We start from the raw sequence: 26,016 nt of genomic DNA, 5'->3' as shown, positions 1-26,016 counted from the left end.
CGCTCCGCATCATGTCAACATTTTCAAACACACTCATCTGGTTGGTCACGCCCCGGTCGGCCGCCCCGGGCCCGGCCCCGGCGGGCGGCGTGGGCCGACGGCGGTGCGGTGGGACGCAGCCGGCCAGCCCGCACACGCCGTCGGTTTCGTGCACGAATTCCGTTTACAACGGTGTACATCCGCGATCAACCCTCACGCCTTGGTCTCGGTTCGGTCGCGGAGGTCTGTGGGTCTCGACGAATCCCTTGACAGGGCACGCGGGCGCCGACATCCTCTGTTTGTTGTTGGAGGTTTCTGGTGACGGATGTTCGAGTCTGTCCCTTCGCCTGACAACGAACCCGGCACAGCGTCAAAGGAGACCGCAATGACCCGCCCGTCGAACGAGGCCGAGTACCTGGCCCGCATGGTTCCCCCGTCCGTCCGCGGAGTCGACCGCCGGACCCTGCTGCGCGGCGCCCTCGGCGTCGGCGCCCTGCTCGGAGCGGGCGGCCTCGCCGCGTGCAGCTCCGGCTCCACCAGCACCGGCGTCCCGACCGGCGCCGTCACCGGCACGGTGACCGTCGGCTCCAACCAGTCGGACCCGGTGCCGAAGGCCGCCGTCCAGTCCTACATGGACGCCTTCTCGAAGGCCAACTCGGGCACGACGGTCAAGATCAACACCGTCGACCACAACTCCTTCCAGGAGAACATCAACAACTACCTGCAGGGCTCGCCCGACGACGTCTTCACGTGGTTCGCCGGCTACCGCATGCAGTTCTTCGCCGAGAAGGGGCTCGTCGGTGACCTCTCCGACGTCTGGAAGAACGTCACCGGCATGAGCGACGCCCTGAAGAAGGCGTCGACTGGTGCCGACGGCAAGCAGTACTTCGTGCCGATCACGAACTACCCGTGGGCGGTCTTCTACCGCAAGAGCGTCTTCAAGGACAAGGGCTACCAGGTCCCCAAGACCCTCGACGAGCTCAACGCGCTCGGCGCGCAGATGAAGAAGGACGGCCTGACCCCGATCGCCTTCGGCGACAAGGACGGCTGGCCCGCCATGGGCACCTTCGACCAGATCAACCTGCGCATCAACGGCTACGACTTCCACGTCAGCCTGATGGCCGGCAAGGAGGACTGGACCGACCCCAAGGTCAAGAAGGTCTTCGACACCTGGGCCGGCATCCTCCCGCTGCACCAGGCGGACTCACTCGGTCGCACCTGGCAGGAGGCGGCGCAGTCGCTCCAGCAGAAGAAGTCGGGCATGTACGTCCTCGGCTCGTTCCTCGCCCAGCAGTTCGCCAAGGGTGCCGAGCAGGACGACCTCGACTTCTTCGGGTTCCCCGAGATCGACTCGACGGTCGGCACCGACGTCGTCGAGGCCCCGATCGACGGCTACATGATGAGCGCCAAGCCGAAGAACGAGGCCGCCGCCAAGAAGCTGCTCCTGTACATCTCCCAGCCCGAGGCCCAGCTGCTCGCCCTCAAGGCCGACCCGAGCGTCATCGCGACGAACAGCACGGCCGACACGAGCAACTACACCGCACTGCAGAAGAAGTCGGCCGAGTTCGTCAAGTCCGCCAAGTCGATCACGCAGTTCATGGACCGCGACACCCGCCCCGACTTCGCCTCGACGGTGATGATCCCGGCGATCCAGAGCTTCATCAAGAACCCGAAGGACATCGACAGCCTGCTCACGAGCATCCAGGCCCAGAAGAAGAGCATCTTCGGGTCCTGACGGGAGGCGAGCCACATGGCGAGCAAGAGAAAGTACAAGGGAATCGACCAGCTCTCGACACGCGACAAGGTCGTCGTCGGCCTCATGGTCATCGTGCCGACACTCCTCGTCGTGTGGCTCGTCTGGCTCCCTGCGATCGGCACGGTCCTGCTCTCCTTCACCAACTGGGACGGGATCGGGCCGCTCTCCGGCATCAAGCCGGTGGGGCTGCAGAACTACCGGGACATCACGACGATCTACCCGCCGTTCTGGCCGGCGATCCAGCACAACCTGATCTGGCTCGCGGTGCTGTTCCTCATCGCGACCCCGCTCGGCATGCTCTTCGCGGTCCTCGTCGACCGTGGGTTGGCGGGCACCCGGTTCTACCAGACGAGCATCTACCTGCCGGTGGTGCTCTCGCTGGCCCTCATCGGCTTCATCTGGCAGCTGATCTACTCCCGCGACCAGGGCCTGCTCAACGCGATCACGGGAGGCACGACCGACTGGTACGGCGACCCGAACGTCAACCTGTGGGCCGTCCTGGTCGCGGCCAGCTGGCGGCACGCCGGCTACATCATGCTGCTCTACCTGGCCGGACTCAAGGGTGTCGATCCGTCGCTGCGCGAGGCGGCCAAGATCGATGGCGCCAGCGAGACGACGACGTTCTTCCGGGTCGTCTTCCCGGTCATGCGGCCGATCAACATCATCGTCATCGTCGTGACCTTCATCGAGTCGTTGCGGGCCTTCGACATCGTCTGGGTGATCAACAAGGGCCGCAACGGGCTCGAGCTCATCGGGGCCCTCGTCACCCAGAACGTCGTCGGGGAGGCGAGCCGCATCGGGTTCGGGTCGGCGCTCGCGACGATCATGCTGCTCATCTCCAGCGTGCTCGTCGTCATCTACCTGCGCATCGCCATGAAGGAGGACTGACCATGTCCGTCACCTCGAACCCCGTTGAGGAGCGCCAGCAGGCGATGCTCAAGCCACATGAGGGCGGCGCCCGGTCGGGCCGTCGCTGGTTCCTGCCACTCATCCTGACACTCATCTCGCTGATCTGGCTCTTCCCGCTGCTGCTCGCCCTGGTCAACTCGTTCCGCGACTACGCCTACACAGCCAAGAACGGCTACGTCTCGTGGGGCGGGTTCACGCTCGACAACTACACAAATGCCTGGGCGGCGGGCGACTTCGGGCTGCACTTCATGAACTCGCTGATCATCACGGTTCCGGCGGTGATCCTCACACTGTTCCTGTCGTGCTGCGTCGCCTTCGTCGTCGCGCGCTTCTCGTACAAGTTCAACCTCGCGCTGCTCGGCTTCTTCCTGGCCGCCAACCTCCTGCCACCGCAGGCGCTGCTCATCCCGGTCTACCGGATGTTCCGCGCCATCCCGGTGCCGCTGTGGGTCAGCGACTCGGGCACGCTGCTCAACAGCCTCCTCGGTCTGATCCTCGTCAACATGGCGTTCCAGATCGGCTTCTGCGCCTTCGTGCTGAGCAACTACATGAAGGCCCTGCCCCGCGAGCTCTACGAGTCGGCTGTCATCGACGGCGCGAGCGTCACACGGCAGTTCTTCCAGATCACGCTGCCGCTGTGCCGTCCGGCCATCGCTGCACTCGCCGTGCTGCAGACGACGTGGATCTACAACGAGTTCTTCTGGGCCACCGTGCTCCTCCAGACGGGCGACAAGTACCCGGTCACGAGCTCGATCAACAACCTGCGGGGCCAGTTCTTCACCGACAACAATCTCGTGGCCGCGGGATCCGTGATCATCGCGGTCCCGACCCTCGTGATCTTCTTCGTGCTCCAACGACACTTCGTGGCCGGCCTGACGCTCGGCGCGACCAAGGGATGACGTGACCGACCTGACAACCGAACCGTCCATCGTCCACATCGAGTCCGCCGGGACCGCGCTCGTGCTCGAGCCGCGCCCCGGCGGCTCGGGGCTGCCCGAGGTGGTCCACTGGGGCCCGGCGCTCGAGGGAGGCGCCGGGACGTATGCCGCCCTCGCCGCGGTCACGACGGCGCCCGTTCCCCCGAGCGCGCTCGACGCGCCCTGGCCCCTCACGGTCCTGCCCGGCGAGGTCGACGGCTGGGAGGGCACGCCCGGCTGGTCGGGGCACCGCGCCGGGGGTGCCTGTGCCGTGCGCTGGCACGACGTCACGTGTGCGGCCGAGGGCGCCACAGTGGTGACGCGCGCGAGCTCGCCGGACGGCATACGCCTCGAGCTGCGGCACAGCCTCGACGAGCACGGCGTGCTCCGCGTCGACGCGTCCGTGACCAACACGGGCGACGACAGTGCGCCGCTCGACGTGTCGGCCCTGCGTGCGATCCTGCCGCTGCCGCTGCGTGCCGACGAGGTGCTCGACCTGACGGGCCGCTGGTGCCGCGAGCGCTCGCCGCAGCGCAGCCGGCTCGACCACGGCACCCACCTCCGCGCGAGCCGTCGCGGCCGCACCGGCCACGACGCGACGCTCCTGCTCATGGCCGGCACCCACGGGTTCGACTGGCGCACAGGCGAAGTCTGGGCGGTGCACACCGCCTGGAGCGGCAACCACGAGCACCTCGTCGAGGCGCTGCCGGAGGGCGCGGGACGCCACCACGCCGTGATCGGCGGCGGCGAGCTGCTCGCGCCCGGCGAGGTGCGCCTCGCCCCCGGGGAGACGTATGCCGCCCCGACGGTCGTCTTCGTCCACTCGACCGAAGGGCTCGACGGCCTCTCGCGCCGCCTCCACCGCAGCCTTCGCGCGCGCCCCGGACACCCTTCTCGTCCGAGGCCCGTCGTGCTCAACACGTGGGAGGCCGTCTACTTCGAGACCGACCTCGACCACCTGAAGTCCCTGGCCGACACGGCCGCCCGCATCGGCGTCGAGCGCTTCGTCCTCGACGACGGCTGGTTCGGCGGACGACGGCACGACCGTGCCGGCCTGGGCGACTGGGTCGTGTCGACCGACGTCTGGCCCGAGGGCATGGGGCCGCTCGTCGACCACGTCAAGGGCCTCGGGCTCGAGTTCGGCCTGTGGTTCGAACCCGAGATGGTCAACGAGGACAGCGACCTCGTGCGGCAGCACCCCGACTGGGTGCTGCGCCCGGCCACCGGCTCGCCACGCGAGTGGCGCTGGCAGCAGCTGGTCGACCTGACGAACCCGGCGGCGTTCGAGCAGCTGCTCGAACGGATCAGCGGGCTCGTCTCCGACATCGGCATCGACTACATCAAGTGGGACCACAACCGGGACCTCCTCGAGGCCGTCCACACCGTCGACGGGCCGAGTGGTCGACGCGTCGACGCCCCGGCGGTGCACGCCCACACCCTCGCCTACTACCGGCTGCTCGACGACCTCCGGGCGCGGCACCCGCAGCTCGAGATCGAGTCGTGCAGCAGCGGTGGTGCGCGCGTGGACCTCGAGGTGCTCAACCATACCGACCGCATCTGGACGAGCGACTGCAACGACGCGCTCGAGCGGGCCAGCATCCAGCGCTGGACCAGCCTGCTCGTGCCGGCCGAGCTGATGGGCACCCACATCGGTCCGGGCACCGCACACACGACGCACCGCGTGGTCGACCTCGGCTTCCGCATGCTCATGGCGCTCCAGGGCCACCCCGGTCTGGAGTGGGACATCACGACGTGCTCCGACGACGAGCTCGCGGCACTGACCCGCTGGACCGCGCTGGCGCGTGAGCTGCGGCCGCTCCTGCACACCGGCGACCTCGTGCGTTCCGAGAGCCCTGACGCGACCGTGCTCGTGACGGGCACGGTCGACGCCGACCGGGGCCACGCGGCATACACGATCGCCCGGCTCGTGACGGGCCGCGACGCGGTGACCGGGTCGCTCCCGCTCCCCGGCCTCGACCCCGCCCGGTCGTATGCCGTCCGCGTCCGCGCCGAGGCGGGGTTGCCCGCCGTCGTGCAGCACGTCGCGCCGGCCTGGTGGCAGCAGGCCCTAGCCGATGACGGCCTCGTCGTGCCCGGCGCGGTGCTGACCGGGGTGGGCCTGCCCGTCCCTGTGGTCGGCCCCGCACAGGGCTACCTCCTCGACGTCCGGGCGGTGTAACTCACCTCCCTCGCCCTCACCGTCGAAAGGCCACTTCTGGCCGCCTCCAGACCATCGAGAGGCCACGTCTGGCCGCTGAGCCGTGGCCTTTCGACGTGACCGAGGCGGCCACGCGTGGCCTCTCGACGGTCAGGGGGTGCTCAGGCGTCGGAGGTGCACTCCCGGCAGGTGCCGAGCAGGGCCGCGTGGCCGGTGTCGATGACGAAGCCGACCTCGTCGAGCAGCCGCCGGGCCACCCCGTCGAAGACGTCCGGGGCCACGTCGAACACCCGTCCGCACACGTGGCACTGGACGTGGGCGTGGTCGTGCTCGTCGGCCGGTGCCCGTTCGGTGAGGTGGTAGACCGTGGCGGAACCGCCGAGGTGGACGTGGGAGAGGACGCCGGTCTCGACGAGCGAGGTGAGGGTCCGGTAGACGGTGGCCCGGTGGACGGACGGCTCGGCGTCGGCCACGCGCGCGCCGATCTGCTCGGCCGTGAGGTGCTCGTCGGCGAGGTCGGCCGCGTCGACGACGCGCAGGACGGCATACCTCGCCGGGGTGACGCGCTCACCCGCTGAGCGGAGGCGGGAGACGGCACCGGCCACGCGCGGGCTCTCGGCAGAGGGGGACACGCACCCATTATCGGCAGTGGCAGACTCTCCCCGTGCGCGCACTCACCAAGCTGACCGCAGGCCCCGGCCTCACCCTCGTCGACCGCCCGGAGCCCGAGTGTGGACCCGGGGACGTCAAGATCCGCGTCCTGCGGGCCGGCCTCTGCGGCACCGACCTGCACCTGGCCGGCTGGGACGACTGGGCGCAGGCGACCGTCACCCCGCCGCTCGTCATCGGCCACGAGTTCTACGGCGAGGTCGCTGAGGTCGGTGCGGACGTCATGGGCTTCGCCGTCGGCGACCGCGTGTCCGGCGAGGGCCACATCGTGTGCGGTCGCTGCCGCAACTGCCGGGCGGGCCGGCGCCACCTCTGCATCCGCACCCAGGGCATCGGCGTCAACCGCGACGGCGCCTTCGCCGACTACGTCGTCATCCCGGCGAGCAACGCGTGGATCCAGCCCGCCGACCTCGACCCCGACCTCGGGGCCGTCTTCGACCCGCTCGGCAACGCCACCCACACCGCCCTGCAGTGGCCGATGGTCGGTGAGGACGTCGTCATCACCGGCGCCGGACCGATCGGCGTCATGGCCGCCGCGATCGCCCGTCACGCGGGCGCCCGCTACGTCGTCGTCACCGACGCGAGCGACTACCGCCTGACGCTCGCGGAGCACGCCGGCGCCGACCTCACGATCAACGTGACGCGCGAGAGCCTCGCCGACGCCCAGGCCCACCTCGGCATGAAGGAGGGTTTCGACATCGGCCTCGAGATGTCGGGCGCCGCGCCGGCCGTCACCGACATGATCGCCAACATGAACCACGGCGGCCGCATCGCGCTGCTCGGCCTGCCGCACCAGTCCTACGAGCTCGACTGGGGCAAGGTCATCACCCACATGATCACGCTCAAGGGCATCTACGGCCGCGAGATGTACGACACGTGGTACGCCATGTCGCAGATGATCGCGACGTCCGAGCGCTTCCGCGCCGCCGTCACCCAGGTCATCACGCACCGCTTCCCCGCCGAGCAGTGGGAGGAGGCCTTCGAGACCGCGCGGTCCGGCCAGTGCGGCAAGGTCGTCCTCGACTGGAGCTGAAGGGTTTTCGTATGCCGTCTGCTCCCGACCCGAGTGCCCGTCCCCGTCCGCTCGTCCTCCTCCACGGCCTCGGCCAGTCGCCGATCGCGTGGCAGGACTTCGTGTCCGCCTACGGTGGCGGTCGTCCGATGACCGCCCCCTGGATGAAGGGCCTCAAGCCCAAGGACCCCGTCGGCTTCGACCTCGGTGCCGCGGCCGCGGGCGTCGCCGACGAGCTCGAGCTGCAGGGCGTGCGGCAGGCCGACTTCGTCGGGGTGTCGGTCGGTGCGAGCGTCGCGCTGCGCCTCGCCGTGGAGCGGCCCGAGCTCGTCGGACATCTCGTCCTCGGCGGCGCGCTCGTGCGACCGAGCAAGGGAGCGCTGCGCCTGCAACGGCTCGCGATGCGGCTCGTTCCCGAGGGCAAGCTCGTCGATGCCGGTGTCTCGCGCCCGCGGATGCTCGCCGTGCTCGACGCGCTCAAGGGCTTCGACGGGACCGAGTCGCTGCGGACGATCACGGCGCCCGTGCTGCTCGTCGCCGGGTCGAAGGACAAGGCGGGCATCGCTGCCGCACAAGAGCTCTCGAAGCAGCTGTCGACCGCGCGCCTGCAGGTCATCGACGGCGCCGGGCCGCTCGTCAACACCGAGTCGGCGCGCGAGCTCGCCGACCTCACCCATTCCTTCCTCGACGAGCCCGACGCATGACCCAGCAGCCCGGACGGCCGACGGGCGGTGGCGTCAACGCCAACGACCTGCTGGCGTTCGGCGTCGAGGTGCTGGCCGTGGTGCTGCTCGCGGTCTGGGGTGCCCATCTCGGCGGGACGACCGTCGCGCACGTCCTCGGCGGCATCCTCGTGCCGGGGGGTGCCGTCGTTCTCTGGGGCCTGTTCGCGGCGCCCCGGGCGCGGGTGCGGGTCCCGGCGCTGCTCGTCGCAACCAAGGTGCTGGTGCTGGGGACCGCCGTGCTCGTGGCCTGGTCGCTCCTGTCACCCGTATGGGCGGCCGTGGTCAGCGTGGTCGTCGTCGTCAACACGCTGCTGATGTGGGTCGGCCCCTTCGCGCACCCCCTGCGCAGGGCCTGACCTCCGGGGGCACGCCTCCTGCGCACCCCGTTCGGGAGACGTAGGTTCAGACGGTGAGCACCCTCCTGCTGGCCCTCGTCGTCATGCTCGGCGTCATCGTGCTCACGCCGGTCGCGGACCGGGTGCGGGTGCCGCAACCGGTGCTGCTGACCGTCTTCGGGCTGGCCCTGGCACTCGTCACGCCGGTCAACCCGCTCTCCTTCGACCCCACCCTGATCCTGCCGGTGGTGTTGCCGCCGCTGCTGTTCGCCGCGACGCAGCGCACGACCGTGACGGAGTTCCGCGAGCACGCCCGTCCAGTGTTCGTGCTGGCCGTCGGACTCACCCTGGCCACCATGGCGGTGGTCGCCGTCGTCGCGCACGCAGCCGGGCTGTCGTGGTCGGTGGCATGGGTGCTGGGCGCCATCGTCTCCCCGCCCGACCCGGTCGCGGCCACGGCCGTGGCCCGGCGGCTCCGCCTGCCTCATCGTCTGGTCACGATCCTCGAGGGCGAGGGCATGTTCAACGACGCGACGGCCCTCGTGGCCTACAAGGTGGCCATCCTCGCGGCCGTCACGGGCGGCATCACGGGCGGACAGGTCGCCGTCGAGCTCCTCGAGGCGGTCATCCTCGGCGTGCTGGGCGGCCTCGTCCTCGGCGTCGTCGCCCGGTTCGCGCTCGCAAGGATCCATGACGCGTACGCCGAGACGACGGTCACGGTGCTCGTGCCGTTCGTCGCCTACGTCGGCGCGGAGCACGTCAACGGCTCCGGGGTCCTGGCCGTGCTGACGCTGGGGCTCTACCTGCGCACCTACGCCCACGACGCGACGAGCTCCGGTGGCTGGTTGCTCGGTCGCGCGGTCTGGGACTACTCCGACTTCCTCATCACCAGCGTCGTCTTCACCCTCCTGGGCTTCGAGCTCGTGGCCGTCATCCGCTCCACGGGCACGGGAGCGGACACGGCGCGGTTGGCGCTCCTCGTCGTCGTGACGCTCGTGGTCTTCCGGGCGGTGTGGATCTATCCCGCAGCCTGGCTCAGCCGGCTGCGCGCCCGGCGGCGGGACGATCCCATGCCGAGCGGCTGGCGCGAGTCGACGGTCGTCGCGTGGGCGGGCATGCGCGGGGTCGTCACCGTCGCCACGGCGGTGGCCCTGCCCGAGGTGGTCGCGTCCGGCGAGCCGCTGCCGGACCGCGCGCAGGTGGTCACCGTCGCGCTGGCTGTCGTCCTCGTGACCCTCGTGGTCCAGGGACTGACGCTGACGCCGCTGACCCGGTCGCTGCGGGTGGGCAGCGACGTGGACGAGACTGCGGAGGTGGCGGAGCTGCGCCTACGGGCGAGCAGGGCGGCGCTGGAGCAGATCCGAGACGAGGCGTCCACGCTTGACGAGGACGTGCGCACCGCTGCGCTCGCGCAGTACGAGGGCTACCTGACCGCGCAGCAGAGCATCCACCGGGCGCGGTCGGGCGACGACGAGGCGAGCGACCGGCGCGCGCGTGAGCTCGAGGCGGTCCTGCGCCGGGCCAGCGACGTCGAGCGGCAGCTCGTCCTGGAGGCCCGCCGCCGCGGCGAGGTCGCCGCCGGGAGTGCCGACGAGGTGCTCCGTGACATCGAGAACCGGGCACTGCGCGACTTCGACTGACGCGAAAAGCGTGGGACCACAGCGCGCTGCCCGGGCCCTGAGCGCGACGTCGGCACGTACCTCTGCGGGCGACGCCTCTACGAGACGATGGTCTACTGGGAGACCGCCCCGACCGACGCCCCGACTGACAGGTCGAGCGAGGACGTCGGGCACGACTACGCCCGGATCTCACGGCCGAGGCGCTGCGGGCCGGTATCGTCGACGAGCTGCGCCTGCTGACGGTGCCCGTCGTCGTCGGTGGCGGCACGCCACGCCTGCCGGACGGCATACGCCTCGACCTGGACCTGGTGGGTCACCGCCGCTTCGCGGGCGGCGCGACGTACGCGAGGAATGCCGTCAGGCGGTGACCGTGCCCTCGGCTGCCCCGGTGCCCTCGGTACCTCCGGCGTCCCCGCTGACGTCGGGGTTGCCGGGGGAGGCGTCGAGCGCGACGAGGCCGTCGCGCAGGGTGTTCAGGAACTCGACGCGGCGCAGCGCCTCGGTGCCGGCCATGACGAGGAGGAAGTCGACCTGGTCGCGGACCTGACGCAGCTGCTCCTCGCTGCCGAGCTGGCTGGCCCGGTGGTAGAGGTCGAGGACCTCATGCGCCTCGTCGGCCGTGGCACGCTGGCTCCAGAGGGCATCGAGCGCGCGCAGGTCGCCGTAGACCGCGACCGTCCAGAAGGTCGGTGACAGGTAGGCCTCCTCACGCGCGGCGGTGAGCGCCTCGTCGATGAGGCTGCGCGCCTCCGCCCGGTCGAGCTCCGGACGGCCCTCCACCGGACGCCACCGCAGGGCCAGCTCTGCTGCGAGCCAGTTCGCGAGGGCGCCGTGCCGACGCCGGTCGGTGGGCCCGGACGCGGCTCGTGCGGCGGCGTACCACTCCGACATGTTGATCAGGGCTTCGTGCGTCTGGGTCCAGTCCGCGCCACGCGCCCCGCCGGGCCGATCTGGGCAGGTGACGAGGGCGAGCCGCTTGTAGGCGCTCGCCACCCGCCACAGCCGGTCGACGCCGACCGCGGCAGCCGGGGCCCGCGCGTCACCGGGAAGAACGCCCGCCCGCCCCGGCGCGTGGGCGCCCAGGACGAGGGCCGCGGGGTTGTCGAGAAGGGTGCGCAGCTGGTCGATGGCCGACTCGATCGTGGCAACCGCGTCGTCGACGCTGTCGGTGCCCGTCGCCGCCGCGCGGACCACCTGGTCGATCCAGACCTCGAAGTCGCGCACGGTCAGAGCAGTGCCTCCGTGCGCCAGCGTCTGCTCGAAGTACTGCGTGGCACGGTCGAAGTCGCCGAACTTGTTGTAGGTGCGCGCGATGAGGACCTGGAGCGCGTCGTCCTCGCGGTCTTCGGGCGCGAGCGCCTCGTAGAGCTCGCGCAGGCGGTCGAGGCCGAAGCGCGTGTTGCGACTGACGTCGACCGACTGGCTGAGGTTCTCGATCTCGACCCGCGCCTGGTCGGCGCTCGCGGGTGCCCGCCGCACCGTGGCGGCCCGGTGCACGACGACATCGGACGCGAGCCGGTAGTCCGGGTCGCCGTAGCACTGGTACGCACCCCAGGTGTTGACCGCCGGATGGTCGTTCCACGTCTGCCACCGGGCGGCAGCGAGGGCCTCCCCGAAGGTCAGGCCCGACAGCATCCGGTCGTAGAAGGTGGTGGCGAAGGTCGCCGCCGCGCCGTCGTCGATGGCCCAGCCGCACGCCACGACGACGCGCACGCCGATGTCGATGAGCTCGGTGGCAAAGCTCGCCGCCAGGCGGTGGTAGTTCCCGGTCCGCTGCCCGGTTCCTGGTGATACGCCCGGACTGCCCGACGCGCCCGGGCCGCTCGGGCCAGCCGGGCCGACGGGGCTCGCCGGACCGGTGGGGCCCATCGACCCGAGGTGGCAGCAGTTGACGACGACGAGCTCGGGGACCTGCCTCATCTGGCCCACCTCGCCCGCCGTGAGGTACATCCCGTTGCCGAGCACCATGCCGGTGACCGTGGCGTCCGTGCCGTCGCCGAGCGGCCACTCGTAGACCCCGTGACCCGCGAGGTGCACGACGCGGTAGGACGTCGAGAAGAGGGCCTGGACGACCTTGGTGCCGCTCTCGGCGATGAGCGGCTCCGCCTCGAAACCACTGTCACGCAAGGCCTTCGCGACGTTGCGAGCCTCCTTCTGGGCGGCCGGCAGGGCGCTGAGCCCGCTCGCGGTGTCCCCGACGACGAGCGCTCGGCTGCTCGTCGCCGAGAGCACGTGACTGCGCATCGAGGATCCCTCGAGCTGTCGAACCAGGCCACGACGCACGCCGAGCGGCTCACGGTCCTCCTGCGTCTCCTGGTCGTCGAGCAGCTCCCACGGATAGTGCGCCGAGCCGCGGTCGACGAGGAGCACGAGGTTGTCCGTGTCGGGCGCCTGGGCCTTGAGGTCGTTGGGGAAGAGCAGCTCGAAGAGCGTCCGGGCGGCCGACGGGTCGGGAGACGGCGAGTCGACGAGTGACTCCACGAGCCGGTCGACGAGGGCACGCTGGGTCGGGACCGTGCGCGTCGGCGTGCCCGCGCGTCGGGTGGAGGCCTCGAAGGTGAGGCCCCCGTCGGGCTCGCTGCACACCCGCACCTGCTGCCACCAGCCGGTGGGCTCCGAGAAGAGCAGCCGGCGCTGACGGCCCGGACGCTCCTCGAGACGAAGCTCGGCCGTGAAGGAGTCGGAGAGCTCGCCGTTCGTCAAGGACGACGCGAGGGACTCGACGGCCTGGAGGGCGCGGTCCTGCCACAGCTCGACGACCTCGATCTCGGCGATGTGCACCGGCAGCTGCGTGTCGGCGAGGCGGTCGTTGGCCCGCTGCACACCCGTCAGCAGCGCCTGCACGCTGTCGCGCACCGGCAGGCCGCCCTGGCCGGTGCCGATGAGCAGGCTGGAGAGGCTCACCTGCCTGACCTCGGGGTCAGGGGCCGATGCCCCGCCCTTCAGGTGGCCGAGCGCGGCCGTCAGCGAGGCGTGGGCGATGGCGCGGGCCAGGGACGCCGCGCTCAGCCCCCCGATCGGGCCGAGACCGGCGACCACAGCGCCCGGCGGACGGCTCCACTGCTCCGGGTCCGTGAAGACCTGGCAGGTCTCGATCGGGCCCGGGTAGATGCCGAGCATCGCGGCCCGTGACAGCCGCCCGTCGAGCAGCTCGTCGAGGGCACCCTCGCCGCCGACGAGGGTGCTCCCGGGGTAGTGGCCGACGAGGACGTGGTGCCGAGCGAAGCGCAGGTCGCCGTGGGAGATCCGGACGCGGGTCCGGGGCCGGGACGGGTCGACGTCGTCGTCCCCCTCACCCAGACTGGGCGCGGGCGATGACGCGGCCGCGGCCGCGGCCGCAGACGCGAGGGTAGACGCGGGGGCCGACGCGGGGGCCGACGCGGGGGCGGGCGGGGACACGGTTGCCGGCGCGGCCGCGGATACGGGCAGGGGCTGCTCGTCGAGGACGGGCGTCTCCTCGACCGCCGGGACGGCATCCGGCTCGGGCGGCGTCGGGGGCGTGCCCCCCACCAGGGTCGACACGGCTCAACCCGTCCCGGAGAGGAAGATCTGGTCGAGGCGTGCGGCTCGGCCCTCGAGCTGCGGCACCTGGTCGTAGTTCCCACGCAGGCCGGCGAGCGTCCGCGCGTGCAGCGCGCGGTAGGTCACCTGGGGGTCCTCGCGCATGGCCTGGACGAGGTAGTGGGTGAGGGCCCCGTTGTAGACGCCGCCGATGTCCGCGTCGGCCGAGGTCTGGTCGTCCCGGCAGCCGCTGACGAGCGTCTCGGTGATGTCGACGGCGTGGACGTCCGCGTCCGGGCGACGGCGCCGGACCCGGCTCGGCGTCCCCGTGAAGCTGCCCCCAGCGGCCTCGTCGTCGGGGTTGGGCAGGAAGCGCGAGATGACCTCTGGCTCGGGGCCGCCGATGCGCACCGGCTCGCGGGTGCTGCTGCCGGAGTGGCAGCAGTCCATCACCACGGTGAGCGACGCGCGGGGGTCGAGCCGGTCGAACGTCGTCCGCAGCCAGTCGTCGATGAGGGGGTCGTTCCAGTCGAGGTCGTGCGGGCAGAGGATCTCGTCGCGGTGGTCGGTCGTCTCGTCGCCGCTGGTGTCGGGGACGTTGGAGCCGTGGCCCGAGTAGTGGAGGTAGAGGACGTCACCGGGCTTCGCCGTGTCGACGAGGTCGCTGATGCCCTGCGTCATCGCGGCCTTCGTCGCGGCGTCGTCGAGGAGCATGGTGATGTCGGACTCCGCGAAGCCGTAGAGCTCGGTGAGGGCGCCGGCGATGTTGTGCACGTCGTTGACGCAGCCGCGGAGGTTGGCCCCCGGGATCGCGTACTCGTTGACCCCGATGAGCAGCGCGCGCTTGGACATGGTCAGCTCCTTGGACCCGGGCCGCGCGGTGGGAGCAGCGGCCCCCTGAAACCCAGTGTTCTCCTCCGCGGTCGGTGATACACCCGGTTCAGCGTGGTTGCATGAGGGTCATGGCCAGCCACGACACGCAGCTCGTCCGCACCGCCGACGGTCGAGACCTCGAGGTCCTCGTCACCGGTCCGGCCGACGGCCTGCCCCTCGTCTTCCACCACGGCACGCCCCAGGCTGCGGTGCCCTTCGGCATCCTCGAGCGCCCAGCCGCCGAGCGCGGGTTGCGCACCATCTCCTACTCACGCCCCGGCTACGGCCGCTCCACGCGGCGCTCCGACGGCGCCACGACCGCCACCGTGGCGGACGACGCCGCCGACACAGCCGCGGTGCTCGACGCCCTGGGCCACGACACGTTCGTGACCCTCGGCTGGTCCGGCGGCGGGCCCCGGGCGCTCGCCTGTGCGGCGCTGCTCTCCGGGCGCTGCCTGGCCGCCACCTCCGGCGTCGGCATCGCCCCAGCCGACGCCGAGGGCTTCGACCACACCGCGGGGATGGGGCCCGAGAACGTGGCTGAGTTCGCGGCGATGGCTGAGGGCAGCGAGGCCCTGACGGCCTTCCTCGAGGAGCACGGCACGCCGCTGTTCTCCGCGACGGCGGACGACATCGCGCGCGAGATGGGCGGCCTGCTGCCCCCGGTGGACCAGGCCGCGATGACGGGCGAGCTCGCCGAGTACCTCTCGACGTCCTCGCGTCATGCCGGCGCCCAGGGGATCATCGGGTGGCACGACGACGACCTGATGCTGATCCGCCCGTGGGGCTTCGACGTCCGCGCGGTGCAGGTCCCGGTCGCCGTGTGGCAGGGGAGCGAGGACCTCATGGTGCCCTTCGCGCACGGGCAGTGGCTCGCCGCGAACGTCGCGGGGGCGCAGGCCCACCTCATGGAGGGCCAGGGCCACGTCTCGCTGCTCATGCGGATGCCCGACATCCTCGACGACCTGCTGTCGCTGGCCCGTCCGTGACAGGCGACCACGCGGCATACGCTGGGTGACGCCCGCCCCGCCCGGCACGAAACCGGCACGACCCGCGAAGGACACCGATGTACGGCTCAGTCAAGGACGAGATCGCCGCCACGCTGCAGGAGATCAAGGACGCCGGCCTCTACAAGAACGAGCGCGAGCTGACCTCACCGCAGTCGGCGCACGTCACGACCCGCAAGGCGGAGGCGCTCAACTTCTGCGCCAACAACTACCTCGGCCTGGCCAACGACCCCGCGGTCGTCGCCGCGTCGAAGAAGGCGCTCGACGAGTGGGGCTTCGGCATGGCGTCGGTGCGCTTCATCTGCGGCACCCAGACGCTGCACACCTCCCTCGAGCACGAGATCAGCGAGTTCCTCGGCACCGAGGCGACGATCCTCTACTCGTCGTGCTTCGACGCGAACGGTGGCGTCTTCGAGGTGCTCTTCGGAGCCGAGGACGCGATCATCAGCGACGAGCTCAACCACGCCTCGATCATCGACGGGGTGCGGCTGTCCAAGGCGATGCGCTACCGCTACAAGAACGCCGACATGACCGACCTGCGGGCACAGCTCGAGGCTGCAGCCGCGGCCGGCGCCAAGCGCAAGGTCGTCGTCACGGACGGCGTCTTCTCGATGGACGGCTCCTTCGCCCCCCTCGACGAGATCTGCGACCTGGCCGACGAGTTCGGCGCCCTCGTGTTCGTCGACGACTCGCACGCGGTCGGCTTCGTCGGCGACGGCGGCCGTGGCACGCCCGAGCTCTTCGGCGTGATGGACCGCGTCGACATCCTCACCGGCACGCTCGGCAAGGCGCTCGGCGGCGCCTCCGGCGGCTACGTCTCCTCGCACCAGGAGGTCGTCGACCTGCTCCGCCAGCGCTCGCGGCCCTACCTCTTCAGCAACTCGGTCGCCCCGTCCGTCGTCGCGGGGTCGATGGCCGCCCTGCAGCTCGTCGAGAGCTCGGCCGAGAAGCGCGAGGCGCTCAAGGCCAACACGGCGCTCTTCTCCTCGCTCATGACGGAGGCCGGCTTCGAGCTGCTGCCCGGCACCCACCCCATCCGTCCGGTCATGTTCCCCGGCGAGGACGGGGCCCGCCAGGCCGCGCAGATCGCCGACCACATGCTCGACAACGGCGTCTACGTCACCGCATTCAGCTTCCCCGTCGTGCCTCGCGGCAAGGCGCGGATCCGGGTGCAGCTGTCGGCCGCGCACTCCGAGGCCGACGTGCGCGCCTGTGTCGACGCCTTCGTCGCCGCCCGGGACGCCGTCGGCTGATCCGGGTCGAGACGCTCGCTCGCGTCGCCCCTCGTCCCGACCGCCCCAGCGTGAGTGCTGCGTCAGTGCTGCGCCGGTCGCAGCACCGACGCAGCACGCGCGGCCATGCCACGGCTCGGCGCCTGTCAGCGTTGACCGCCTACGCCAAGACGCCAACGGCATACGCCCTCGGGGTGCGCCGACGGCGACTGCCGTTGCCGGTCAGCCGGTCAGCCGGTGGGCAGGTCGCGCAGCCAAGGACGGGTCAGGTCGAAGCGGCGTCCGGAGATCTCGTCGACGTCGATGGCGACGACGATGGACTTGGGCGTGTCGACCCACGGGCGCACCGGGAGGCGCTCGACGATGTAGGCCGCCTGCCCCTCGAGCGTGCGGGCCCGGCCACGGACGATGACGCTCGTGGCGCGGTCACCGACGATCTCGTCGACCTCGAAGGCGACGTCCGTGTTCGCCGTGACGCCGAAGAGCTTGCTGCCCTCCGCGGTCTTGAAGATGAGACGCTCGCCGTCGACCGCGTAGTTGATCGGCGTGATGTGCACCTCGCCCACGAGATGGAAGGCCAGGCGGCCGAACTCGTGGGTGCGAAGGAAGCCCCACGACTCCTCGGGGTGAAGCACATGGACCGGGTTCTGGTCCGACATGATGACCTCCTGGGTATGCCGGAGCGCGACTGCCTTGCTACTACCAATGGTAGTAAGAACTGGGCCCGGCGCACCGGTCAGGCGAGGAGTCACCGGTCACACGTGGCCGTGCGATTGACTGTGCCCATGGACTTCTACAGCTCGTGGGCCCAGGGTTTCGCCCGTGTCGCCGCGTGCACGTTGCCGATCGTCGCGGTCGACCCCGAGCGCAACGCCGACGCGGTCATCGCCCAGCTGCGCGACCTCGACGACGACGGCGTGGGGCTCGCGATCTTCCCCGAGCTGTGCCTCTCGGGCTACGCCATCGACGACCTGTTCCTGCAGGACCCGCTCCTCGACGCGGTCGACGACGCCCTCGCCCGGATCGCCGAGGCCACCGCCGACCTGCGTCCGGTGGTCGTCGTGGGGGCACCGCTGGAGAAGGGCTCCCGGGTCTACAACTGCGGCGTCGTCATCCACGGCGGCCGCATTCTCGGTGTCGCGCCGAAGTCCTACCTCCCCACCTACCGGGAGTTCTACGAGCGGCGGCACTTCGCGCCCGGCGACGACCAGCGCGGCCAGACCATCGACGTCGCGGGCGACCGGGCCCCGTTCGGACCCGACCTGCTCTTCCGGGCGACGGACGTGCCCGGTTTCGTGCTCCACGTCGAGGTCTGCGAGGACATGTGGGTGCCCGTCCCCCCGAGCCACGAGGCAGCCCTCGCCGGCGCGACGATCCTGACGAACATCTCCGGCTCCCCGATCACCGTCTCGCGCGCCGAGGACCGCCACCTGCTCGCCCGGAGTGCCTCGGTGCGCTGTCTCGCCGCCTACCTCTATGCCGCTGCCGGCGAGGGAGAGAGCTCGACCGACCTGTCGTGGGATGGCATGACGATGGTCTACGAGAACGGCGCCCTCCTCGCGCAGAGCGAGCGTTTCCCCGAGGGTCCCCGCGCGTCGGTGGCCGACATCGACCTCGACCTGATCCGCCAGGAGAGGCAGCGGCAGGGCACGTTCGATGACAACCGGCGCACCCTCGCGGCCCGCACCGACGGCTTCCGCACCATCGAGCTCGAGCTCGACCCGCCGACCGGCGACCTCGGGCTGCTCCGCAAGGTGGACCGATTCCCCTTCGTGCCCGACGACGAGGACCGCCTCGCGCTCGACTGCTACGAGGCGTACAACATCCAGGTCTCCGGGCTCGAGCAGCGCCTGCGCGCCATCGGCCAGCCCAAGGTCGTCATCGGCATCTCGGGCGGTCTCGACTCGACCCACGCGCTCATCGTCGCGGCCAAGGCCATGGACCGGCTCGACCGGCCCCGCAGCGACATCCTCGCCTTCACGATGCCCGGCTTCGCGACGAGCGACCACACGAAGGCCAACGCGATCGCCCTGATGGAGTCGCTCGAGGTGACGTGGGAGGAGCTCGACATCCGACCCGCCGCGACCCAGATGCTCGAGGCGATGGGCCACCCCTTCGGTCGCGGCGAGCAGGTCTACGACGTCACCTTCGAGAACGTCCAGGCCGGGCTGCGCTACGACTACCTCTTCCGCATCGCCAACCAGCGCGGCGGCATCGTGCTCGGGACAGGGGACCTGTCCGAGCTCGCGCTCGGCTGGTGCACCTATGGCGTCGGTGACCAGATGAGCCACTACGGCATCAACGCGGGCGTGCCGAAGACGCTGATGCAGCACCTGATCCGCTGGGTGGTCTCGTCGCACCAGTTCGACGAGGAGGTGTCCGAGACGCTGACCTCGATCCTCGACACCGAGATCAGCCCCGAGCTGGTCCCCGCGAAGGAGGGCGAGAAGCCGCAGAGCACGCAGGCCAGGATCGGGCCGTACGCCCTGCAGGACTTCACGCTCTTCCACGTGCTGCGTCGCGGCTACCGTCCGTCCAAGATCGCCTACCTCGCGTGGAACGCCTGGCGCGACAGCGAGGCGGGGGAGTGGCCCGCGGGGTTCCCGGAGGCCGAGCGGACGGCATACGACCTCGCGACGATCCGGCACTGGCTCGAGGTCTTCGTCCAGCGCTACTTCGCCAACCAGTTCAAGCGCTCCGCGCTGCCCAACGGTCCCAAGGTCGTCGCGGGCGGCTCGCTGTCACCGCGTGGCGACTGGCGTATGCCGTCGGACGCGACCTCCGTGACGTGGCTGAACGAGCTCGAGGCGAACGTCCCCCCGAAGTAAGGCGGTCAGAGTGGCATCGAAGATCCTCGTCCGCGACCACGACGACACCGACTGGCCGCTCGTGTGGCCCGTCATCGAGGACGTCGTCCGCGGCGGCGACACCTTCCCCTACCCGACCGACCTCACCGAGGACGAGGCGCGCAGCCTCTGGCTCGAGAACGGCCCGGGCGGCCGGGTGACCGTCGCCCTCGACGGCGGCCGGCTCCTCGGCACGGCGAAGATGGGCCGCAACCGGCCCGGCCCCGGCGCGCACGTCGCGACCGCGAGCTACATGGTGGCCGCAGCGGCGCGCGGCCGCGGAGTCGGACGTGCGCTCGTCGTCGACTCGCTCGAGTGGGCGCGCGAGTCCGGTTATGCCGCCATGCAGTTCAACGCCGTCGTCGCGACCAACACCGGTGCCGTCAAGCTCTACGAGAGCCTCGGCTTCACGGTCGTGGGCACCGTCCCGCGGGCCCACGAGCTCCCGTCGGGGGAGCGCGTGGGCCTGCGGATCATGCACATCGACCTCTGACCCCGATCGAGAGAGCAATCCGTCGCCTCACCGAGGCGTCGGATTGCTCTCTCGATTCTCAGGCGGTGAGCACCACCTTGAGGGCTCGCGTGCTCGCGGCGTCCGCGAACGTGTCGTAGGCCTGCAGGAAGTCACCCATCGGGAAACGGTGCGTGACGAACCGGGCCAGGTCGACCTGGTGCGCGGCCAGCAGCCGGAGCAGGGTCGGCGTCGAGTACGTGTCGACGAGTCCCGTCGTGATCGTGACGTTCTTGATCCAGAGCTCCTCCAGGTGCAGGGTGGCCGGGCCGCCGTGGACTCCCACGTTGGCGACAGTGCCACCCGGGCGGACCAGGGCTGTGCACTGCTCGAACGTCGGTGCCACCCCGACCGCCTCGATGGCGACGTCGGCGCCGAGACCCTGCGTCAGGTCACGGACGATCGCGACGGCGTCCTCGCGGGAGGGGTTCACCGTGATGTCGGCCCCGAACTGCTTGGCCGCCTCGAGTCGGGCATCGGCCAGGTCGATGGCCACGACGTGCGCCGGACTGAAGAGCTTGGCACCCATGATGGCGGAGAGCCCGACCGGGCCGGCGCCCACCACCGCTACGACGTCACCGGGACGGACCCGGCCGTTCAGCACACCGACCTCGTAGCCCGTGGGCCCGATGTCGGCGAGCATGAGTACTTCCTCGTCAGTCACTCCTTCGGGGACGGCATACGTCGACGTGTCCGCGAAGGGGACCCGGACGTACTCCGCCTGTGTGCCGTCGATCTTGTGGCCGAGGATCCAGCCCCCACCGCCGATGCACTGGCCGTAGCTGCCCTCCCGGCAGTAGCGGCAGGCACCGCACGCGGTGATGCAGGAGACGAGCACCCGGTCACCGGGCTTGACGTTCTTGACTCCCGGGCCGACCTGCTCGACCGTGCCGACCGCCTCGTGGCCGAGGATGCGGCCGTCGGTGACGGCGGCGACGTCGCCCTTGAGGATGTGCAGGTCGGTGCCGCAGATGGTGACGGTGTCGACCTTGACGATCGCGTCCGTGTCGACCTGGATGGTCGGCTTCGGCACCTCCTCCCACGCCTTCTGGCCGGGGCCGTGGTAGACGATCGCGTGCATGGTGGTGCTCATGTCTCCTCCTCGTGACCGCGGGCCGCGGCACGCGTCCAGTCCATCGCCGGGACCGATGAGGAGGTAGGGCCATACGTCCCGCCCCCGGGTGCTCCGGGACGGGACCAGGGGCCCGGGGTCGCTCGGCGGTCAGACCTCGACCAGCGCCTGGCGCAGCAGCTCGACGAGGGCGTCGAGCTGGAGGGTGTCACCGGACGTGACGTCCTCGTCGCTGCCGTCGAGGGCCCGCGCGGCGAGACCCTGCTTGGCGTCGATGAGCTCGGCGATCTTGGAGTCGATGGTGCCGGAGGCGAGGATGCGCCACGCGGTGACCGGCTCGTCCTGACCGATGCGGTGCACCCGGTCGATGGCCTGCTGCTGCTCCGCCGCCGTCCACGACAGCTCCGCGAGCACGACGTTGGAGGCGGCGTGCAGGTTGAGGCCGACTCCTGCGGCGGTCAGCGAGCAGACCGCGACAGCGACGCCGGGGTCCTTCTGGAAGGCGTCGATGGCCTCCTGGCGCTGCTTGGAGGTCTGCTCACCGCGGACCGACACGGTGCGCAGGCCCGCCGAGGCCAGCACGCGTTCGGCAGCGTCCATGACATCGATGTGCTTGGCGAAGAAGACGACCTTGCCGACCGAGTGCGACAGCTGCACGGCATAGTCCGCGGCGAGCGTCGCCTTGGCCTGTCCGATGCGGCGCACGAGCGAGAACACGTTGTCGGTGCCCTTCTCTGCCGATGCGGCCCGCAGCTCCGAGGCCGCGACCCGGCGCATCAGCGCGGTGTCCGGTTCACCGTCCTCCTCGCGCCCGTCGCCCTGGGCCAGGAGGGCCCGGTAGCGCTGGGCCAGGCGCCGTCCGAGGGCACGCTCGGCCTCGCGGACCGAGCGACCGAGGTCGTCGTCGAGCTCGACGGTGATGTCGGCGATCCGCTTGTCAGGCAGGTCCTTGGCGACATCGACCTTGCGGCGGCGCACGATCCCCATGTCGATGACGGCGCGGCGGGCCTCGGGGTAGAAGGCGCGGTCGGCGGGCGTGTGGCCGGTGTCGTCGAGGCGACGGAGGATCTCGGCCGTCGGCTTGCCGTCCTTGATCCAGCCGAGGAAGCGCCAGATCGCGTCGAAGTCCTTGACGTCGTTGATGAGCGGCGTGCCGGTGAGGGCGATGAGGAGCGGGTCGCCACCCGGGGTGCTCGACCGCAGCCGGTCGCCGAGGGCGAGCACCTGCTGCGAGCGCTGCGACCCGAGGTTCTTGATGAAGTGGGCCTCGTCGACGACCATCGAGCGGAAGCCGAAGCTCGAGAGCCAGCCGAAGTGGCGGTCGAGGATCTCGTAGTTGACGACGAACACGTCGGCGAAGGCGTCGACGTCGTTGCCGTCACCGTGGATGACCGTGACGCGCCGCTGCGGCGTCCAGCGCTCGACCTCACGGGCCCAGTTGATCTTCACGACGTTCGGCACGACGGCGAGCATCGGGTAGGCGCCCGCGATCGAGGCGGCCATGACCGACTGGGCCGTCTTGCCGAGGCCGGGCTCGTCGGCGAGCAGGAAGGTGCGGTGACCCTCCTGGACGCTCTGGAGGAACCGTGACTGGTGGACCATCAGCTGCGAACCGGGCGGGGAGAAGCGGTCGATCTGCGGCGTCGGGGGCAGGTCCATCGACGCGGCCTCGCCGCCGGCGCCCTGCTCGAAGGCGCGGTAGAGCGGGGTGAGCAGGTCCCAGCCGGCGAGGCGGTTGGGGTGGTAGTCGCTCTGGACGCGGCCGAGGTCAGGCGTGAGGAACGGGTTGGCTAGTGCGCGTGACGGCACCGACTGCGGCATGACCTGCCGCGCTGCGATCTGGGCCGGGACGACGGGTCGCGGCGGCTCGGGGGCCGTGATGACCAGGTCCTCCTCGGCGAGCTCGGCGCCCGACTCGAGCAGCCAGTCGCGGCGCATCTGCTGCGCCGCGGGGCCGGGCTTGGCGTTGGCGTCGAGCAGCGTCAGCAGGCTCGTGTCCCGGGCCGCGACCTGCGCGAGGATCGTCGCGATGCCGTCGAGTCGCTTGAGCAGGTCGGCGCGGGTCGCCGACGGGATCGAGGTGTCCTCACGGACCCGGGCGCGCTCCGAGCGCATGAGGAGGGCTACGACGAGGAACTTCGTTCGGTTCGTCGGGCTGGCCTTGCCCTTGCTGGAGACGCGGGCCTCCACCTCGCGGACCCGGCGCGCGAGCACGGGGATGAGCGGGGCCGGTTCGTCCCGGCGCTGGGTCGTCTTTCGCTGGCCGTTGTTCTGGACCTGCTTCGAGCCCTGGCCGTCGGTCGGTCGGCGGCGGACGCGCGTTGCCATGTTCCTCCTGATGACGCGGAGGACGTCGAGCGGGCTGGGCCCCCCGGACGACACCGTCAGCCGGTGTCGGCGGCGGACTCGGCTCGAGTCCCGGTGGACGCGCCATCGCGCGCCCGATGTCCCGAGCGCCGGACCGGCGGGCGCGCCGCGGACGGGCGCTGGGACACCTCGACTCTACAGCCCCGTCAGGGGCCCATGGCTCGAACCGCACCGGCAGCACCCATCGTGGTCGTGCGCGGGGTACGCCTCTTTGGTTCGATTTGTCCGGATCGGGTACGTCCTCTGCCGCGTCTTGCCGCACCGATGCGGCGATGCGACCGCGACGAGAGGCAACCCATGGCAACAGTCGAGACCAGAACAAGAGACGAACAAGAGACACCGGTCCTCAAACGGCACGTCGGCGTCGTCGGCCTGCTCTTTGCGAGTGTCGGCTCGATCATCGGGTCCGGATGGCTCTTCGGAGCCCTCAACGCCTCGCAGCAGGCTGGCCCCGCCTCGATCCTGTCGTGGGTCTTCGGCGCGATCCTCATCATGCTCATCGCGCTCTGCTACGCCGAGCTGGGCACGATGTTCCCGCTGTCCGGCGGGGTGGTCCGCTTCCCGCACATGGCGTTCGGCAACTTCGCGAGCTTCACGAGCGGGTGGATCACCTACGTGGCAGTGGGCACCACGGCCCCGATCGAGGTCGAGGCGGCGCTGCAGTACGGCACCCAGTACGCCGACTTCACGACGAAGCACATGATCGCCGGCGAGCCGGTCTACACGCTGACCCCGCTCGGCTACACCGCCGCGGTCGTGCTCATGGCGATCTTCGTCGTCATCAACTACTACGGCGTCCGTTGGTTCGCGCGCATCAACAACGCGCTCGTCTCGTGGAAGCTCTTCATCATCCTGCTCGTCATCGTCGCGTTCTTCGTCGCGGCCTTCCACGGCGAGAACTTCACGAGCCACGGGTTCACGCCTTCGGGCTGGCACGGCGTCTTCACCGCCATCGCCACGAGCGGGATCGTCTTCTCCTACCTCGGTTTCCGGCAGGGGATCGAGCTCGCGGGCGAGACCGACAACCCGAAGCGCAACGTGCCGCTCGCGGTCATCGGGTCGGTGCTCATCACGGCCGTCATCTACGTCCTCCTGCAGGTCGCCTTCATCGGCGCGCTCGACCCGGCGACCCTGAGCTCGTCGGGCGGCTGGGCCAACCTGGCGTTCAAGAACGACTTCGGCCCGCTCGCCGCCCTCGCGACCATCCTCGGCATGGGGTGGCTCGCGATCCTGCTGTACGTCGACGCCATCGTCTCTCCGGGCGACACCGGCCTGATCTACACGACGGTCACCTCGCGCATCTCCTTCGCGATGGCTCGCAACGGGAACGCGCCGAAGGCCCTGGCCCGCACGAGCGAGCGTGGCGCGCCGGTCATCGGGCTCGTGCTCGCCTTCGTCATCGGGCTCATCGCGTTCCTGCCGTTCCCGAGCTGGCAGCAGCTCGTCGGGTTCATCACCTCGGCCACCGTGCTCTCGTTCGCGTCCGGGCCGCTCGTGCTGGCCGCGCTGCGCAAGCAGGTGCCGGACGCCGAGCGTCCCTTCCGCCTGCCGGGCGGGCACGTCGTGCCGTTCCTCGCGTTCTGGGGCTCGAACCTCATCGTGTACTGGTCGGGCTGGCAGACCGACTGGAAGCTCATGGTCGCCGTGCTCATCGGCTTCGTCCTGCTCGCCGTCTTCTCGGCCACCGGAGTCCTGCGCGGCCAGTCGCTCGACCTCAAGGCCGGACTGTGGGTGCTGCCGTGGCTGGGCTCGCTCACACTCGTGTCGTGGCTCGGCGACTACGACGGCGGCCTCGGCGTCATCGGCTTCGGCACCGCGATCCCGGTGCTCCTCGTCGTCTCGCTCGCCATCTACGCGATGGCCTACCGGATGCGGCTTCCCGACGACCAGGCCCGTGCCTACATCGACGCGACGACTCGCGAGGCCGCCGTGGAGGAGCACCAGCTGCAGAGCAGCTGACGGTCCCGCCCGCCCCGCCGCCCCACCGTCCCGACAGGGACGGTGGGGCGGCCCGCATTTCACGGGCTTCCTGCCCGCAGCGAGCGACGTCCTCGGTCAGGCGTCCACCTGCGGTGGCCCCGCCAGCGGGCGCACCTCGATCGGCACGCCCATGGGCGCCCCGCCGGGGCCGGGCGAGGACGACGCCCGGGCAGCGATGGCATACGCCCGCTCCTCGCTGTCGCACTCGACGACCCAGAAGCCGATGAGGAACTCCTTGCCCTCGGGGAACGGCCCGTCCGTGACGGCCGGCGCCCCACCGTCGTAGCGGACGATCCGGGCCTGGTCGGGCCAGCTCAGCCCGGCGTTGAACACCATCTCGCCGTTCTCCTCCAGCTCACGGTCGAACGCGTGCTGGAACTCGATCATGTTCTTGACGTCCTGCGGGGCCCACTGCAGCACCTCCCTGCCGTCGTCGTGCCCCACGTGCATCATCAGCATGTACCTCATCGCTGCGCTCCTTGTCACGTCTCCGGGTGGCGTCTCGGTCGATGCCTTCCAGTGGACCCGAAGGGCCGGCCTCCCGCTGG

At 70.7% G+C, this 26,016-nt stretch carries 21 protein-coding genes; 14 read left to right on the top strand and 7 right to left on the bottom strand.

The genetic code is table 11. From position 1 onward, the window contains the following. Positions 1-364: 364 nt before the first annotated feature. From AB4030_RS01650 to AB4030_RS01635, 4 genes are read left to right on the top strand one after another with little or no spacing between them, the layout of a single operon-like run. Positions 365-1,714: an ABC transporter substrate-binding protein gene (locus AB4030_RS01650; RefSeq protein WP_442277432.1), complete on the top strand. Its 1,350-nt coding sequence runs from the start codon at positions 365-367 to the stop codon at positions 1,712-1,714. 15 nt (positions 1,715-1,729) lie between these two features. Continuing rightward, the gene (locus tag AB4030_RS01645) at positions 1,730-2,623 is read left to right on the top strand and encodes a carbohydrate ABC transporter permease (protein WP_442277431.1); all 894 of its coding nucleotides are present in this window, start codon (positions 1,730-1,732) and stop codon (positions 2,621-2,623) included. Positions 2,624-2,625: 2 nt separating this feature from the next. Then, positions 2,626-3,543: a carbohydrate ABC transporter permease gene (locus AB4030_RS01640; RefSeq protein ID WP_442277430.1), complete on the top strand. Its 918-nt coding sequence runs from the start codon at positions 2,626-2,628 to the stop codon at positions 3,541-3,543. A gap of 1 nt (position 3,544) precedes the next feature. After that, positions 3,545-5,740, top strand: a complete 2,196-nt coding sequence (locus AB4030_RS01635; protein WP_442277429.1) for an alpha-galactosidase — start codon at positions 3,545-3,547, stop codon at positions 5,738-5,740. Positions 5,741-5,880: 140 nt separating this feature from the next. Here the strand turns inward: AB4030_RS01635 and AB4030_RS01630 are convergent, their stop codons facing one another. Beyond that, positions 5,881-6,351, bottom strand: a complete 471-nt coding sequence (locus AB4030_RS01630; protein WP_442277428.1) for a Fur family transcriptional regulator — start codon at positions 6,349-6,351, stop codon at positions 5,881-5,883. Positions 6,352-6,383: 32 nt separating this feature from the next. Between AB4030_RS01630 and tdh the strand changes: the two genes are divergently transcribed. The 5 genes from tdh to AB4030_RS01605 all read left to right on the top strand — a co-directional run bounded on the left by tdh (position 6,384) and on the right by AB4030_RS01605 (position 10,447). Next, positions 6,384-7,421, top strand: coding sequence for an L-threonine 3-dehydrogenase (gene tdh, locus AB4030_RS01625; RefSeq protein ID WP_442277427.1), 1,038 nt, complete (start codon positions 6,384-6,386; stop codon positions 7,419-7,421). A gap of 11 nt (positions 7,422-7,432) precedes the next feature. Next, positions 7,433-8,104 carry an alpha/beta fold hydrolase gene (locus AB4030_RS01620; RefSeq protein ID WP_442277426.1) on the top strand — a complete coding sequence of 224 codons (672 nt, stop codon included), beginning with the start codon at positions 7,433-7,435 and terminating at the stop codon, positions 8,102-8,104. After that, positions 8,101-8,481: a YrdB family protein gene (locus AB4030_RS01615; RefSeq protein ID WP_442277425.1), complete on the top strand. Its 381-nt coding sequence runs from the start codon at positions 8,101-8,103 to the stop codon at positions 8,479-8,481. The genes AB4030_RS01620 and AB4030_RS01615 overlap by 4 nt, the downstream gene beginning before the upstream one ends. Before the next feature lie 53 nt (positions 8,482-8,534). Beyond that, positions 8,535-10,100, top strand: coding sequence for a Na+/H+ antiporter (locus AB4030_RS01610; protein ID WP_442277424.1), 1,566 nt, complete (start codon positions 8,535-8,537; stop codon positions 10,098-10,100). A gap of 221 nt (positions 10,101-10,321) precedes the next feature. Beyond that, positions 10,322-10,447, top strand: a complete 126-nt coding sequence (locus AB4030_RS01605) for a hypothetical protein (protein ID WP_442277423.1) — start codon at positions 10,322-10,324, stop codon at positions 10,445-10,447. On the opposite strand, the gene AB4030_RS01600 is transcribed toward AB4030_RS01605, so the two are convergent. Further along, a complete protein-coding gene (locus AB4030_RS01600) occupies positions 10,437-13,601 on the bottom strand; it encodes a CHAT domain-containing protein (protein ID WP_442277422.1) in 3,165 nt (1,054 codons plus the stop codon). The two genes, AB4030_RS01605 and AB4030_RS01600, sit on opposite strands and share 11 nt — an antisense overlap. A 3-nt stretch (positions 13,602-13,604) precedes the next feature. Next, on the bottom strand, positions 13,605-14,432 hold the full coding sequence (locus AB4030_RS01595) for a caspase family protein (protein WP_442277421.1): 828 nt from the start codon (positions 14,430-14,432) through the stop codon (positions 13,605-13,607). 101 nt (positions 14,433-14,533) lie between these two features. On the opposite strand from AB4030_RS01595, the gene AB4030_RS01590 reads away from it, so the two are divergent. Beyond that, positions 14,534-15,442 (top strand): alpha/beta fold hydrolase, encoded by a 909-nt coding sequence (locus tag AB4030_RS01590; protein WP_442277420.1) that lies wholly within the window; start codon positions 14,534-14,536, stop codon positions 15,440-15,442. A 77-nt stretch (positions 15,443-15,519) separates the two neighbouring features. Further along, the gene (locus tag AB4030_RS01585) at positions 15,520-16,713 is read left to right on the top strand and encodes a glycine C-acetyltransferase (protein WP_442277419.1); all 1,194 of its coding nucleotides are present in this window, start codon (positions 15,520-15,522) and stop codon (positions 16,711-16,713) included. A 209-nt stretch (positions 16,714-16,922) separates the two neighbouring features. Here the strand turns inward: AB4030_RS01585 and AB4030_RS01580 are convergent, their stop codons facing one another. Next, a complete protein-coding gene (locus AB4030_RS01580; RefSeq protein WP_442277418.1) occupies positions 16,923-17,351 on the bottom strand; it encodes a pyridoxamine 5'-phosphate oxidase family protein in 429 nt (142 codons plus the stop codon). A 126-nt stretch (positions 17,352-17,477) separates the two neighbouring features. Between AB4030_RS01580 and AB4030_RS01575 the strand changes: the two genes are divergently transcribed. Further along, positions 17,478-19,520, top strand: a complete 2,043-nt coding sequence (locus AB4030_RS01575) for an NAD(+) synthase (RefSeq protein WP_442277417.1) — start codon at positions 17,478-17,480, stop codon at positions 19,518-19,520. Positions 19,521-19,530: 10 nt separating this feature from the next. Beyond that, positions 19,531-20,031: a GNAT family N-acetyltransferase gene (locus AB4030_RS01570; protein ID WP_442277416.1), complete on the top strand. Its 501-nt coding sequence runs from the start codon at positions 19,531-19,533 to the stop codon at positions 20,029-20,031. A gap of 58 nt (positions 20,032-20,089) precedes the next feature. Here AB4030_RS01570 and AB4030_RS01565 read toward each other — a convergent pair whose 3' ends face one another. Together AB4030_RS01565 and AB4030_RS01560 are read right to left on the bottom strand one after the other, a co-directional pair. Continuing rightward, positions 20,090-21,130 (bottom strand): zinc-dependent alcohol dehydrogenase family protein, encoded by a 1,041-nt coding sequence (locus AB4030_RS01565; RefSeq protein ID WP_442277687.1) that lies wholly within the window; start codon positions 21,128-21,130, stop codon positions 20,090-20,092. 141 nt (positions 21,131-21,271) lie between these two features. Beyond that, positions 21,272-23,449 (bottom strand): DEAD/DEAH box helicase, encoded by a 2,178-nt coding sequence (locus AB4030_RS01560; RefSeq protein ID WP_442277415.1) that lies wholly within the window; start codon positions 23,447-23,449, stop codon positions 21,272-21,274. Positions 23,450-23,785: 336 nt separating this feature from the next. Between AB4030_RS01560 and AB4030_RS01555 the strand changes: the two genes are divergently transcribed. Beyond that, a complete protein-coding gene (locus AB4030_RS01555; protein WP_442277414.1) occupies positions 23,786-25,447 on the top strand; it encodes an APC family permease in 1,662 nt (553 codons plus the stop codon). A gap of 96 nt (positions 25,448-25,543) precedes the next feature. Here the strand turns inward: AB4030_RS01555 and AB4030_RS01550 are convergent, their stop codons facing one another. After that, complete coding sequence (locus tag AB4030_RS01550; RefSeq protein ID WP_442277413.1) at positions 25,544-25,936, bottom strand: YciI family protein; 393 nt, start codon at positions 25,934-25,936, stop codon at positions 25,544-25,546. Between the last annotated feature and the right edge of the window lie 80 nt (positions 25,937-26,016).

It is taken from the genome of Terrabacter sp. 2YAF2 (genome assembly GCF_052114705.1).
In the GTDB taxonomy this organism is placed as follows: Bacteria; Actinomycetota; Actinomycetes; order Actinomycetales; family Dermatophilaceae; genus Terrabacter.
This window is presented reverse-complemented; position numbering and strand designations above follow the sequence as displayed.

Bases quoted from the DNA above. Each gene is read 5' to 3' on its own strand.
- AB4030_RS01650 (WP_442277432.1), top strand. From the start codon at position 365: ATGACCCGCCCGTCGAACGAGGCCGAGTACCTGGCCCGCATGGTTCCC.
- AB4030_RS01645 (WP_442277431.1), top strand. From the start codon at position 1,730: ATGGCGAGCAAGAGAAAGTACAAGGGAATCGACCAGCTCTCGACACGC.
- AB4030_RS01640 (WP_442277430.1), top strand. From the start codon at position 2,626: ATGTCCGTCACCTCGAACCCCGTTGAGGAGCGCCAGCAGGCGATGCTC.
- AB4030_RS01620 (WP_442277426.1), top strand. From the start codon at position 7,433: ATGCCGTCTGCTCCCGACCCGAGTGCCCGTCCCCGTCCGCTCGTCCTC.
- AB4030_RS01615 (WP_442277425.1), top strand. From the start codon at position 8,101: ATGACCCAGCAGCCCGGACGGCCGACGGGCGGTGGCGTCAACGCCAAC.
- AB4030_RS01595 (WP_442277421.1), bottom strand. From the start codon at position 14,432: ATGTCCAAGCGCGCGCTGCTCATCGGGGTCAACGAGTACGCGATCCCG.
- AB4030_RS01590 (WP_442277420.1), top strand. From the start codon at position 14,534: ATGAGGGTCATGGCCAGCCACGACACGCAGCTCGTCCGCACCGCCGAC.
- AB4030_RS01585 (WP_442277419.1), top strand. From the start codon at position 15,520: ATGTACGGCTCAGTCAAGGACGAGATCGCCGCCACGCTGCAGGAGATC.
- AB4030_RS01580 (WP_442277418.1), bottom strand. From the start codon at position 17,351: ATGTCGGACCAGAACCCGGTCCATGTGCTTCACCCCGAGGAGTCGTGG.
- AB4030_RS01575 (WP_442277417.1), top strand. From the start codon at position 17,478: ATGGACTTCTACAGCTCGTGGGCCCAGGGTTTCGCCCGTGTCGCCGCG.
- AB4030_RS01565 (WP_442277687.1), bottom strand. From the start codon at position 21,130: ATGCACGCGATCGTCTACCACGGCCCCGGCCAGAAGGCGTGGGAGGAG.
- AB4030_RS01560 (WP_442277415.1), bottom strand. From the start codon at position 23,449: ATGGCAACGCGCGTCCGCCGCCGACCGACCGACGGCCAGGGCTCGAAG.
- AB4030_RS01555 (WP_442277414.1), top strand. From the start codon at position 23,786: ATGGCAACAGTCGAGACCAGAACAAGAGACGAACAAGAGACACCGGTC.
- AB4030_RS01550 (WP_442277413.1), bottom strand. From the start codon at position 25,936: ATGAGGTACATGCTGATGATGCACGTGGGGCACGACGACGGCAGGGAG.